Origin of the sequence: Nocardia sp. GTS18 (genome assembly GCF_013839555.1) — a bacterium.
GTDB classification, from domain to species: domain Bacteria; phylum Actinomycetota; class Actinomycetes; order Mycobacteriales; family Mycobacteriaceae; genus Nocardia; species Nocardia rosealba.
The window spans coordinates 91,847-105,501 of record NZ_JACBIU010000012.1; the positions used below are offsets into that span (position 1 = coordinate 91,847).

Annotated in this window: 6 protein-coding genes; all 6 read left to right on the plus strand. The window is 69.5% G+C overall.

The window, feature by feature from the left end:
- Nucleotides 1-153 precede the first annotated feature (153 nt).
- The 6 genes from HYG95_RS13565 (at nucleotide 154) to HYG95_RS13590 (ending at nucleotide 13,580) form a co-directional block, all read left to right on the plus strand.
- Complete coding sequence (locus HYG95_RS13565; RefSeq protein WP_181698330.1) at nucleotides 154-1,803, plus strand: 2-isopropylmalate synthase; 1,650 nt, start codon at nucleotides 154-156, stop codon at nucleotides 1,801-1,803.
- A 107-nt stretch (nucleotides 1,804-1,910) separates the two neighbouring features.
- Nucleotides 1,911-2,834: a LysR family transcriptional regulator gene (locus tag HYG95_RS13570; RefSeq protein ID WP_067498605.1), complete on the plus strand. Its 924-nt coding sequence runs from the start codon at nucleotides 1,911-1,913 to the stop codon at nucleotides 2,832-2,834.
- A gap of 87 nt (nucleotides 2,835-2,921) precedes the next feature.
- Nucleotides 2,922-4,586 carry a long-chain fatty acid--CoA ligase gene (locus HYG95_RS13575; RefSeq protein WP_370465785.1) on the plus strand — a complete coding sequence of 555 codons (1,665 nt, stop codon included), beginning with the start codon at nucleotides 2,922-2,924 and terminating at the stop codon, nucleotides 4,584-4,586.
- 141 nt (nucleotides 4,587-4,727) lie between these two features.
- Complete coding sequence (locus tag HYG95_RS13580) at nucleotides 4,728-5,978, plus strand: NAD(P)/FAD-dependent oxidoreductase (protein ID WP_181698311.1); 1,251 nt, start codon at nucleotides 4,728-4,730, stop codon at nucleotides 5,976-5,978.
- A complete protein-coding gene (locus tag HYG95_RS13585; RefSeq protein ID WP_181698312.1) occupies nucleotides 5,975-6,583 on the plus strand; it encodes an SGNH/GDSL hydrolase family protein in 609 nt (202 codons plus the stop codon). The genes HYG95_RS13580 and HYG95_RS13585 overlap by 4 nt, the downstream gene beginning before the upstream one ends.
- Before the next feature lie 13 nt (nucleotides 6,584-6,596).
- The gene (locus HYG95_RS13590; RefSeq protein ID WP_181698313.1) at nucleotides 6,597-13,580 is read left to right on the plus strand and encodes a type I polyketide synthase; all 6,984 of its coding nucleotides are present in this window, start codon (nucleotides 6,597-6,599) and stop codon (nucleotides 13,578-13,580) included.
- The last annotated feature ends 75 nt before the right edge of the window (nucleotides 13,581-13,655 follow it).

Sequence of the window (13,655 nt, forward strand, 5' to 3'; positions counted from 1 at the left end):
GCCGTGGGGCTCCGTCGTGGCCGGTCTCCGTCGTCTTCGGCCCTGGATGGCCGGGAAGTAGAGCAAGTCATGACTGAATTCCCCACCCTGACAACACCTTCGGGTTCTCTCGCCGATGGTGCGCCCGCATGGAACCGGCAACGTCACTCGGCGATGCCGTCGTATCGATATCGAGATGTCCACCGTCGCGTGAAAGTGCCTGCCGGGCATCGCGACTGGCCGAGCGCGCGGATCACCACCGCGCCACTCTGGGTCCCGGTCGACCTGCGCGACGGCAACCAGGCACTGGCCGAACCGATGGATCCAGCGCGCAAACGCCGGTTCTTCGAACTCCTGGTCACCATGGGCTACAAGGAGATCGAGGTCGGCTACCCGTCCGCGTCGCGAACCGACTTCGACTTCGTTCGTCTGCTTGCCGAGTACCCCATCGCGCCGCCGGATGTGGCACTGGTCGTGTTCACTCCGGCTCGTCGCGACCTGATCGCACGGACCGTCGAGTCGGTCCGCGGCATCACCAACGACGTGATCATCCACCTGTACACGGCCACGGCGCCGGCCTGGCGCGAAATGGTTCTCGGCAAGGACAGGAAGCAGCTGCGCGAATTGATCGTCACCGGCGCCCGCGATGTCCTGGAACTGGCAGGCGAGCTGCCGAATGTCCGGTTCCAGTTCTCGCCGGAAGTGTTCAACCTGACCGAACCGGATTTCGCCCTCGAGATCTGCGACGCCGTCACCGAGTTGTGGGAGGCGACCTCGCGCCGCCCGGTCACACTGAATCTGCCCGCGACCGTGGAGGTGGCCACGCCGAACGTCTACGCCGACCAGATCGAATACATGCACCGCAATCTCGCCCGGCGGGACGCGGTGATCCTGTCGGTGCACCCGCACAACGATCGGGGGACCGGTGTCGCCTGCGCCGAGCTGGCCGTCCTGGCCGGTGCCCAACGGGTGGAGGGCTGCGTCTTCGGCAATGGTGAGCGCACCGGGAATGTCGATATCGCCACCCTGGCGCTGAACCTGCACGCACAAGGGGTCGACCCGATGATCGACTTCTCCGATATCGACGAGATCCGCCGCACCGTCGAGTACTGCACACGTCTGCCCGTCCACGAACGGCACCCGTACGTGGGCGATCTTGTACACACGGCGTTTTCCGGTACCCATCAGGATGCGATCGGCAAAGGCATGGCCGAGCATTGTGAGCGGGCAGCGTCCCTCGGCGTGCACGAGCGCGAAGCGGAATGGCGGGTGCCGTATCTGCCGATCGACCCCACCGACCTCGGCCGCTCCTACGATGCCGTGATCCGGGTCAACTCACAGTCGGGCAAGGGCGGTATCGCCTACCTGTTGCACACCGAATACGGTCTCGAGCTGCCGCGCCGCCTGCAGATCGACTTCGCGCAGCGGGTGCAGGAATACACCGACGACACCGGCGCGGAGATCAGCGCCGAAGAACTCCGCGCCCTGTTCGAGCAGAGCTACACCGCCGTCGAGCGTCGAATCACGTTGGTACAGTGGGAGTTCGTCGACGGAACCACCGAAATCGTCCTGGGCGCACACGGCACCGAGCACCACTCGACCCACGAGGCGAGCCCGGTCGATGCCCTGGCCACTGCTCTCGGCGAGACCGCCGACTCCATCGAGATCCTCGGCCTCACCCAGCACGCCGCGGCTGACGGCACCGCTGTGAGCTACGTCGAATATCGAGCCGGGGGCAGGACCGGATGGGCATTCGGCCTCGGCGCCTCGCCCGTCGCAGCGTCGCTCGAGGCGGTGATGAACGCCGCGAACGCGGTGCCATAGGAAGAGGCGCGGCCAGGTTCACCGACCGGCAATGCGCGCGGCGACCGCTATTCATCACCGGTTATCCGGCCTCGATAGCGTGGTGGTACTCGGAAGGAGCCGGCGTCATGGAATTCCGACATCTCGTTTCGTTTATCACCATCGCCGAAGAGTTGCATTTCGGTCGCGCAGCGCAGCGCCTCCATCTGACCCAACCAAGTCTCAGTGCCCAGCTGCAGAAGCTGGAGAAATCCCTCGGCGTCCAGCTCGTCGCCCGGAACTCCCACGAGGTCCGGCTGACCCCCGCTGGGCGCGAGTTCGAAAGCCAGGCCCGCCTGATCGTCGCTCAGCTCGACCGCGCCGCCCAGGCGGCCAAGGCCACCGCCGAGGGCAGGGCGGGCAGCCTCAGCATCGGCTACAACCTGCCCGCCAGCAGGCATGTGCTGCCGGAGGCACTCACCAGGATGACCGAACGGCACCCCGACATCGTGGTGTCGCTGTGGGAGAAGCGGACCGGCCCCCAGCTGGCCGCCCTCGCCGACGGTTCCCTCGATGTGGCCCTGGTCTACGGGCATCCCAGTACCGCCGATTTCCGCTATCGCCGCCTGCTGCACCGGGTTCCGCTCGTCGCGGTAGTCGGCCGCCGACATCGGTGGGCCGACCGGCCCGGTGTCCCGTTCGCGGAACTACAGAGTCAGGATTGCGTGCTGTTCGCCCGCGAACAGTGTCCGGCGATGTACGACACCATCCTGCGGTCGGCGGCCGAAACCAGGATCTCGCTCAATGTCACGCATTCGGCCGACGACCCCGGCGCGACCGCGCACATGGTCTCGGTGCGACCACTCGTCGGATTCGCCTCGTTGCCGCGCGCGATTTCGATGGGAATGGGTGTGCCGGGCAGTAGTTCGGTGGCGGTGAAATTGTTCGATCCGGTACCGACCCTTGATTTGCACGCCGTCTGGCGGGCCGACGAACCGAATCCCGCGGTCGCGTTGTTCCTGGAATGCGTGGAATCGGCACAACTCGATGATGTCCGCGCATTGTCGGCCTGAACCCCTCGATAGGACATGACTTTCGTGCGGTAGGAACAGCGAGTACGGCAGCGACGGAAATGGTTGACGCCGTGAAGAATTCGATTCGTGAACACAGTGTCTGCTACCTCGAACGGATTCGTTCCGGCCGATTCGTCCAGTCTGTACGCGATTGTTTCCGACGCGGCGCGGCGTGATCCGGCCCGCCCGTCACTGTGTGCCGCCGACGGCACCCAGCTGACCACCGGCGAGCTCGACACCCGGGTCCGCGGGCTCGCCTCGGCCCTGCTCGACCGGGGGGTCGTGGCGGGGGACCGGGTGGCCGTGCTCGGCCGCACGAGCCTGGAATGGGCGCTGCTCGACTGCGCGGCCATGGCTGTCGGCGCGGTGATCGTGCCGGTGTATCCGACCTCTTCGCCGGCGCAGATCGCACACATCCTGAGCGACAGCGGAAGCCGGTTCCACGCGGCCGAGACCGCTGACGACGCAACCCGTCTGACCGACGCCGGCGCGGGCGGCGCGGTGTGGTCGTTCGCCGAGATCGGGTCGTGGGCCGAGTCCGCCGAGCACGCCGACCTCGACTCGCGGATCGCCGCGGTGGGCGCCGCCGATCTCGCGATGATCGTTTACACCAGCGGCACTACCGGCCTGGCCAAGGGCTGCATGATCAGCCACCGCAACATGTATGTCACCGCCGCGAACACCGCGCGCCAGACCGAGGGCATCTTCGACGGCACGACGGTGCTTGCGCTGCCGCTCTCCCACGTCTTCGGCCAGACGATCCTGTTCGCCTGCCTGTACGGCGGCAGCCGGACCCATCTGCTGCCCGGCGTGCCCGACCTGGTCCCGGCGCTGGTGACGCTGCGCCCGACCTTCCTCGCCCTGATTCCGTACGCGCTGGAGAAGATTCGCAAACACGTCCGCGCGCTGCTCACCGAAGGGCAGGAGGCCGAGGCTGTCGAGCGTGGTCTGAGGCTCCTGGCCGAGGGCGCCGCGCCCACCGCCACCGACGACGCCGTCACGGCCGCGTTCGGCGGGCGGCTGCGCTATGTGATCTCCGGTGGCGCCTCCCTCGACGACACCACCGTCGGCTTCTACGCCGGGTTCGGTGTGGTGATCCTGAACTGCTACGGCCTCACCGAGGCGGCCACCGCGGTCACCGTGAGCGCACCGTCCACCAACCGGCTCGGCACCGTTGGCCGTCCCATCCCGGGCACCGAAGTCGGCATCGGCGCCGACGGCGAAGTCCTCGTCCGCGGCCCGCACGTCTCGCCCGGCTACTGGGGCGCGGCCGCCGACCAGCGGCCCGTCGACGCCGACGGCTGGCTGCACACCGGCGACATCGGCGAACTCGACGACGGGCACCTGCGGATCACCGGGCGCAAGAAGGAGATCCTGGTGACCTCCGGCGGCAAGAACGTGGCCCCGACCCCGCTCGAGGACCGGGTGCGGCTGCATCCACTGGTGAGCAACTGCATGGTCGTCGGTGACGGTCGCCCGTTCGTGACGGCGCTGATCACCCTCGACGCCGAGCGGTACGCGAAGTGGCGCGCCGAGCATCCCGGCGACGATCCCGCCGAGACGATCCAGGCCGCCGTGGACCAGGCGAATTCCCTGGTGTCGCGGCCGGAATCCATTCGCGCATTCCGCATCATCGACGGCGATTTCACCGTCGACGCCGGCCTGCTCACCTCGTCGTTGAAATTGCGCCGGGCCGCGATCGCCGAAACCTGTTCCGCCGAAATAGATCAGCTCTACGTGTCACGCGGGTAACGCGACACGAAATTCTCCCACCTGTCCCGCCGACGATAGCCGGGACCGATCGGCCGATGAATTGCGGTGCCCCCAGTGGTTTCCGTATTCCACCGGCGACAGACTCGAAATCGGAATTCGACCACCGAAAGTGATCACATCATGTATGACGTCATCGTCGTCGGAACCCGGGTCGCGGGTTCGCCCCTGGCCATGCTGCTGGCCCGTCAGGGCCACCGCGTGCTCGCCGTGGATCGCGCGAGTTTTCCCAGCGACACCCCGTCCACGCACTACATCCACCAGGCCGGTCTCGGCTTTCTGAAGTCCTGGGGTCTGCTCGACGCCGTGGTGGCCACCGGCTGCCCGCCGATCCGGCACCTGAACTTCACCTACACCGACATCGAGATCCCGGGCATGGCCGATCCGTCGGCCGACGGCATCGACGCCGTGTACTGCCCGCGCCGCACCGTGCTCGACAAGATCCTGGTCGACGCGGCGGGGGAGTCCGGCGCCGAGGTGATCGAGGGCTTCACCGTCACCGGTCTGGTGCGCGATGGTGACCGGGTCGCCGGTATCCGCGGCCGCGTCGGCGAGGGTCCCGAGCAGGAGTTCCGCGCGAAACTGGTCGTCGGCGCGGATGGTTCGAACTCCCTCGTCGCCAAAGAGGTCGGTGCGGCCACCTACGAGGGTTCGCCCGCGGCCTGCTTCGTCTACTACTCGTACTACGAGGGCGTGGACTGGGGCATGCACCATCGCACCGGGTTCGGTGAGCAGCAGTTCGCATCCTGGCCGACCAACGACGGCCTGGCCCTGGTGGCGGTCATGCGTAAGCGCGACCGCTTCCGTGACTTCCGTACCGATCCCGATGCCGGGGTGCAGGAGATCGTCGAGCAGATCGACCCGGAGATCGGCGCGCGGTTGCGCGAGACCGGCAAGCGCGTCGAGCCGTTCCGGCCGATGCTCTACCCCGACAACTACCGTCGCCAGTCCTTCGGTCCCGGCTGGGCGCTGGTCGGCGACGCCGGATACCACAAGGACCCGTTCACCGGCTGGGGCATCACCGACGCCTTCAAGTACGGCCAGCTGCTGGCCGACCTGGTGCACGAAAGCCTCTCGGGCGCACGCTCGTTCGAGGAGACACTGCCAAAGTACCAGCGTGAGCGCGACGCCCAGAGCGCCAGCACCTACGAGCTCACCCAGTCGATCTCCGAGCTCACCCTCACCCCCTACTACGACTCGGTGTTCCGCGCGGCCAGCCGCAGCGAGCACTACTCCAAGAAGTTCTTCGGGCTGATCGCCGGGCTGTACCCGCCGGACAAGTTCTTCGGTGAGGCCGAGCTCACCGCACTCTACGAGGAAGTGGACTTCCCGGTCGCCGACCGGCACGTGGTGAATACCGGGGTGTCGGCGTGATCGCGGCCGGCCTGACGGCGCTCGGAGACAGCTTCGTGGAGGGCCGTGGCGACCCCGCCGCGGCGGGCGGCTACCGCGGCTGGGTCTCGCGCCTCGGCGGTCAGCTCGGATTGCGGCCAACCACGATTCGCAACTTCGGCACGCACGGCGCCACCACCGGCGATGTCGTCGCGAGCCAGCTCGCACCGGCGACCTCGGCGGCGCGGGCCGGCCTCTACGGCGTGGTTGTCGGCGTGAACGACCTGGTCAGCGCATACGACGAGGCTCGTTTCGCCGACAACCTGCACACCATCTTCACCACCTTGCGGGCCGAAGATGCCACCGTGTTCACCGCGAGTTACCCCGACATCCCCGCCCGCCTGCCCGTGCCGGACGGTTTCCGCGCCCTGCTGCGCGAGCGTTTCACCGCCGCCAACGATGCCCTCGCCCGGGTCACCGACGACACCGGCACCCTGCTTCTCGATATCGCCGCCAGGCCCGAATGGGCCCGGCCCGAGGTGTGGACCGCCGACGGTCTGCACCCGAGTCCGGTGGGCCACCGCCTGTTCGCCGCCGCCGCGGCCGAACTGATCGCCTCGGCCACCGCCACCACCGTCGCCGCCTGAGAGGAACCCTTTCGTGACCGTCGAACGACGCCTGGCACGCGACCCGATCGCCATTGTCGGGATGTCGGGTCTGCTGCCCAAGGCACACACCCACCGCGAGTACTGGCAGAACATCATCGACGGCGTCGACTGCACCTCCGAGGTGCCCGCGTCGCGCTGGAGCTTGGACGACTACTACGACGCCGACCGTTCGGCGCCGGACAAGACCTATTCGCGACGTGGCGCTTTCCTGCCCGATGTCGCGTTCGATCCGCTCGAGTTCGGGCTGCCGCCGAACCAGCTCGAGGTCACCAGCACCATGCAGACCCTGAGCCTCGGGGTGGCCCGTGACCTGCTGGCCGATGCCGGCGCGACCGGTTCGCAGTGGTACGACCCCGCGCGCACCGGCGTGGTGCTCGGCACCACCGGCCCGGTGCCGCTGATGCACCCGCTCGCCGCGCGCCTGTCGACGCCCGTGCTTGCGGAGGCGGGGCGGTCGATGGGACTGTCCGAGAGCGACGTCGGCGAGATCTCACGCCGGTTCGTCGCCGCGTTCGCGCCCTGGGAGGAGAACTCCTTCCCCGGCCTGCTCGCCAATGTGGTGGCGGGCCGGGTGGCCAACCGGCTCGGGCTCGGTGGCATGAACTGCACCGTCGACGCGGCCTGCGCGGCCTCGCTGGCCGCTATCCGGACCGCGATCGCCGAACTGCAGGACGGTCGTGCCGACATGATGATCACCGGCGGCGTCGACACCGAGAACTCGATCTTCATCTACCTGTGCTTCAGCAAGGTCGGCGCGCTCTCGCCGACCGGCCGGATCAGCCCGTTCTCCGCCGAGGCCGACGGCACCCTGCTCGGCGAGGGCATCACGATGCTCGCCCTGCGCCGCCTCGCCGACGCGCGCCGCGACGGCAACCGGATCTACGCGGTGATCCGCGGTCTCGGCTCCTCCAGCGACGGTCGCTCCAAGAGCATCTACGCGCCGCGCGCGGAGGGGCAGCGGGTCGCGCTGGACCGCGCCTACGCCGACGCGGAATGCTCACCCGCCGATGTCGAGCTGATCGAGGCGCACGCGACCGGCACCGCCGTCGGCGACAAGACCGAGCTGACCGCCTTGAAAGGGCTGCTCGCCGAGGCGAGTTCGGAGACCGGTTTCGCGGCGCTCGGCAGCGTGAAATCCCAGATCGGGCACACCAAGGGCGCCGCGGGCACGGCCGGGGTGATGAAGCTGGCGCTGGCCCTGCACCAGAAGGTGCTGCCCTCGACGATCAATGTCGACGCGCCCAACAGCGAGATCGACGCCACCCGGACGCCCTTCTACGTCAACACCATGACCCGGCCCTGGGTGCGCGACCCGCAGCGCCCGGTGCGCCGGGCGGCCGCCTCGGCGATGGGCTTCGGCGGCACCAACTTCCACATCGTCCTCGAGGAAGCCGACCAGACGCGCGGGCAGGTCTTGCACCGGGTGCCGCGCGCGCACCTGTGGCACGCCCCCGATGTCGCCGCGCTGATCGACGTCGTGCGCAGTACCCCCGGCACCGACGGCGGTGACATTCCGGCCGGGCACGCCAGGATCGGCTTCGTCTCGGTCGACGACGACACCGCCGCCGATCTTCGGACGCTGGCGGTCGATGAAATGGTGCGCAATCCCGATGCCGCGCACTGGGACCACCCCGAAGGCGTGTACTTCCGCGCAGCCGCCGTACAGGACCCGAAGGTCGGCGTGCTGTTCGCGGGGCAGGGCAGCCAGTACGTGGACATGGGCCTGGACACCGTGCTGAACAACCCGCCCGTCGGGGCGGCGTTCGACGAGGCCAACGCCGCGTTCGTCGGTGCCGAGCAGCGGCTCGGCGCGGTGGTGTTCCCGCCGCCCGCGTTCACCGAGCAGACCCGGACTGAGCAGGAATCCGCCCTGCGCCGTACCGAATTCGCGCAACCCGCCATCGGCGCGCTCGCGGCCGGGCAGTTCCGGGTGCTCACCGAATTCGGGCTCAGGGCTCACGGTTATCTCGGCCACAGCTTCGGTGAGCTGACCGCGCTGTGGGCCTCCGGCGCGCTGAGTACCGAGGACTTCTTCGGTCTGGCCAGGGCGCGTGGCGCGGCGATGACGGTCGCCGACGACGCGGAGGCAGGCACGATGGTGGCCGTCAACGCGGCCCGTGACGAGGTCGCCGAGGTGATCGCCGATCTCGACGACGTGTGGATCTGCAATCACAACGCGCCCGACCAGATCGTGGTCGGTGGTGGACCCGACGGCATCGCCGCCTTCACCGCGCGCAGCGCCGAGAAGGGCTGGGCGACCCGGGATCTGCCGGTGGCGGCTGCCTTCCATACCCCGTATGTGGCGCACGCGGTCACCGAATTCGGTGCCGCCGTGGAGGAAGTCGACATCGTCGAGCCCGACGCGCGGGTGTACGCCGACACCGCGGGCGCGTCCTACGGTGCCGATGTCGCCGCCAACCGGGCGACCCTGACCGCGCAGCTGAGCCGGCCGGTCGAGTTCGTCGACGCGCTGCGGGCCATGCACGCCGACGGCTGCACGATCTTCGTCGAGTGCGGTCCGAAACAGGTGCTGACCTCGCTGGTCCGGCGCACCCTCGGCGAGTACGTGATCGCCTTCGCCACCGATTCCGGACCTATCGGCAACGGAGACGTGGCACTCAAGCGGGCGGCCGTCCGGCTGGCCGTCCTCGGTGTCGAGATGGCGGGCATCAACCGCTACGCCGCCCCCGCCACCGAGCCGACCAGCCCGGCGGCCGGCCGGATGACGGTGACCCTTTCAGCCCCTGAATACGTTCCGGCCGCCCGCCGCGCGGCCTACGCCGAAGCGTTGTCGGGCGACTACCGCGTCCAGCTCGCGGCCGATACGGCAGCACACTCCCACGCCGACCCTGAACCGGTGTCCGCACTCGTTGATTCACCCACCGCGTCCCCGCGTCGCGGCCCGACCCTGTCCGATCTGCCGGCGACTGTTCCCGCTTCGGTCGTGGCGGATTCGCACGCCGTGGTCGGCGCCCGGACCGGCGCGCCGTCGTACCCGATCTCCGAATCACCTGCCGTATCCGAACTTTCGCGCCGTCCCTCGGTGCCCCCGCTCGTGGAGGAACAGCTCGTGACCATCCCCGTCGACCCGCTCGATACCGCACTCGTCCAGCATCTGGACACGCACCGGCAGTACCTCGACGGCCAGCTCGACCTGGCCCGCGGGCTGGCGGGTGCGCTGAATACCGGCGCCATCGACGACCGCCTGCTGCGCGCCATCGAAGCCGTAAAGGATCACGGCGTCGCTATCAGCGAAAGCCACTCGCGGGCAAGCGAAGTGCTCGCCCAGCTGGCCGAGATTGAAGGGGGAGCCGCAGGCTCGCACTCGGTGACCAGTTACCGGACCACCCCGCACGCGGTGAACGCCCCCGCGCCTACTCAGGCCTTGACCGCTGCGTCCACTCAGGCCCCGGCGAACGGCCACCTGCCCGAGCCGGCCCCGCTGTCCAGCGGTACCGCCACCACGGACACCGTGCCCGGGGCGGTGACTCCCGCCGAAAGCGGCACCGCCTACCCGACAGGTCCGCGGGCCGGTCAGGGCGTCACCGGTGCGAGCAACACCGCACCGCAGGCAGCCGGAACAGCATCGGTGGCCCCGGGGGAACACGCGGCGACGCCATCGGCAACCGCGCAGACAGCCGCTCGCACAGCGGGTTCCGACGCTCAGCACCCCGCCGTCGGTCCTGAGCAGGGTGCGGGGGCGGAGGCGCTCGATGGCGAAGCGATCCGCGCGGCACTGCGGGAAGTTGTCGCGGACAAGACCGGCTATCCGGTCGAGATGGTCGATCCGGCAATGGATCTGGAAGCCGATCTCGGTGTCGATTCGATCAAGCGTGTGCAGGTGATCGGCGCGCTCCAGGAGCGGTTCCCGTCGCTGCCGAGCCTCGGCCCCGAGCAGCTCGGAACGTTACGCACCCTCGACCAGATCGCCGATCTGCTCGCCACCGACTCGCCGACCACGGCGACCGACACTTCCGCCGCGACGGGTGACCCGGCCGCGCCGACCGGTGGTTCGGCTGTGGCCACCGACGAGGTCGCCTCGTCCGACGCGGATCCCACACACTCCGCCGAGACCCTGCGGCAGGCGCTGCGGGAAGTGGTCGCCGACAAAACCGGGTACCCGGTCGAGATGGTCGATCCGGCAATGGATCTGGAGGCGGATCTCGGTGTCGATTCGATCAAGCGGGTCCAGGTGATCGGCGCCCTGCAGGAACGATTCCCGTCGCTGCCGAGTCTGGGCCCCGAGCAGTTGGGCACCTTGCGCACCCTCGACCAGATCGCCGATCTGCTCGCCGACGACGGCCCGACCGCGGCGGGCGCTGCGAGCGGTTCCGCCGCCCCGGCCGCCGCCTCGGACGCCGACGAGGTCGCCTCGGTGGACGCGGATCTCGCACCCACAGCCGAGACCCTGCGGCAGGTGCTGCGGGAAGTGGTTGCCGACAAAACCGGATACCCCGTCGAGATGGTCGATCCGGCAATGGATTTGGAGGCGGATCTCGGGGTCGATTCGATCAAGCGGGTGCAGGTGATCGGTGCATTACAGGAACGGTTCCCGACCCTGCCCAGTCTCGGGCCCGAGCAACTCGGCACGTTGCGCTCGCTGGATCAGATCGTGGCCGAGCTGGCCGGGGGTGATGTCCACCCAAAAGGTGAGGCCGCGGCCGAAACGTCGCGGCATGTCGTCGAACTCGTCGAGCTCGCCCCGGTCGACCTCGCGGTCGAGCTGTATCGGCCCGCGGGCCGGGCGCTGGTGGTGTGCCTGGACGAGTCCGCGGAAACCGACGTGGAGGCGATCGAGGAAGCGCTGCGCGCGCTCAGTTGGACGGTGCGGCGGGTCGAGCCGGGCGCCGACACCGGCGCCGCCGACCTGTGCGTGGTCGTCGCGGGTGTCGCCACGGAGTGGGCGCAGGCGGAGCGGATCCTGACCGACACGATCCTGGTCACCGGCCGCGTGGTGCCCGCCCTGCGCGGCGCGACCGGACGCGCCGGCTTCGTCACGGTCACCCGGCTCGACGGCCATCTGGGCCTGCGCGGGGACGCCGACCCGGTCCACGCCCTGCTCGGTGGGCTCGGCGGCGTCGTGAAAACCCTTGCCGCCGAAGAACCCACACTGTTCTGCCGCGCGCTCGACATCGCACCGGCGGCGACTCCGGCGCGGGTGGCGCAGATCGTGCTCGAGGAGCTGTGCGACGCCGCGATCGACACCATCGAGGTCGGGGTCGACGCCTCGGGCCTGCGCCGCACACCGGTGCCGAGCAGACACAAGCCCGCCGTCGTCGCCGAGACCGTCAGCACCGCAACGGGATTCGGGCCGACACTGCTCACCGAGGACGATCTGCTGCTGGTGACCGGCGGAGCCAGGGGAGTGACGGCCACCTGCGTCCTCGCGCTCGCCCGGCACAGTGCGGCGCGCTTCCTGTTGCTCGGCCGCACCACGCTCGGTGAGGAGCCCGCGTGGGCGACCGGTGTCCCCGACACCGACCTCAAGCCCGCCGCGGTGCGCGCGCTGGCGGGAACCGGTGTGCGGCCCAAGGACATCGAGCGGGCGTGCGGCGACCTCCGCGCCGTCCGCGAGATCCGCTCGACCCTGGCGACGCTCGGCGACCGCGCCGACTACCTCGCCGTCGACGCCACCGACGCGACGGCACTCGCCGAGGCCGTCGCGCCGTGGCGTGACCGGATCACCGGTGTCGTCCACGGCGCCGGGGTCCTGGCGGATTCGATGATCCCCGACAAGACCGTCGACTCGATCGCTCGCGTGTTGCGTCCGAAGCTCGGTGGTCTGGCCGCCGTCCTCGCCGCGGTGGGCGAGCCGAAGGACCTGGTTTTGTTCACCTCGGTGGCCGGTCTGTTCGGCAATGCGGGCCAAGCGGATTACGCCGCTGCCAACGAGGCACTGTGCCGGTTCGCGGTGAGCTGGCGGCGCAGGCACCCGGGGCACCGCGTCACCGCGATCGACTGGGGCGCCTGGGACGGCGGCATGGTTACCGCCGACCTGCGCGAGCACTTCCGGGCGCGAGGCATCCCGCTGCTGGCCCCGGCCGCGGGTGCGGCCGCCTTCACCACCCAGTTCACCGCGGACCGCCGGCCCGAGCCGATCCTGCTGGTCGGCGCCGCCACCGCCTTGTCGACCGGCGAACACGTGCCTGCCACGGTGCGGGCCCGTCGCGACACCGCGGGCTTGGTCGACGAACCCGTGATCGAGGCACACCGCATCGGTGACCACCTCGTGCTGCCCGCCACCTTCGGCCTCGGCGTGATGATCCATCTCGCGGAGCGAACCAGGCCGGGCCGCACCGTGGTCGGCGTCCGTGACTACCAGGTGCTCAAGGGACTCGTCTTCGATCATCCGGTCACCGCGCTGGAGATCGAGCTCGTCCCGCTCGACGACCTCGACGGCCGTACGGCGGTGCGCGCCACCGTCTTCGACGGCAAGCTCGCCCACTTCCGGGCGACCCTACTGCTGGCCGCGAACCCGGACGGCGGTGCCAGGCAAACGATTCCCGCCGGACCGGGCATCCCCGCAGACCGGATCTACCGGGACGCCATCCAGTTCCACGGTCCGGCGCTCCAGGGCCTGCGCGCGATCCGGGCCGAGAGTGACAGCGCGATCGTCCTGGACTGTCACCTGCCCACCGATCCCGTCGCCGTCGGCGCCTACGCGGGCCACCTGCACGACCCGGTCGCCGCCGACCTGATCCTGCAGGGCCCGCCCGTCCTCGGCCACCGGCTGCTCGGCACGGCCTGCCTGCCCCTGGGCGTCGGTCGCATCGACTACCACCACCCGCTCCCGACCGCCGAACCGTTCGTCCTGGTGGTCGACAACCCACGCGCGGGCAGGCTCGAAGCCCGCATCGACGCCACCGCACTGTCCACCGACGGCACAGTGCTGCAACGCTTCTCGGACGTCACCGTCCTCACGACGCCCGACCTGACGGACAAGTTCCAGACCTCGGTGAGGAAGTGGACCCGATGACAGCCCTCGACTTCGACGGCATCGCCTTCGACCCGACCGCGCGGGCGCGGAGTCGGGCGCTGGTCGGGCGGGTGG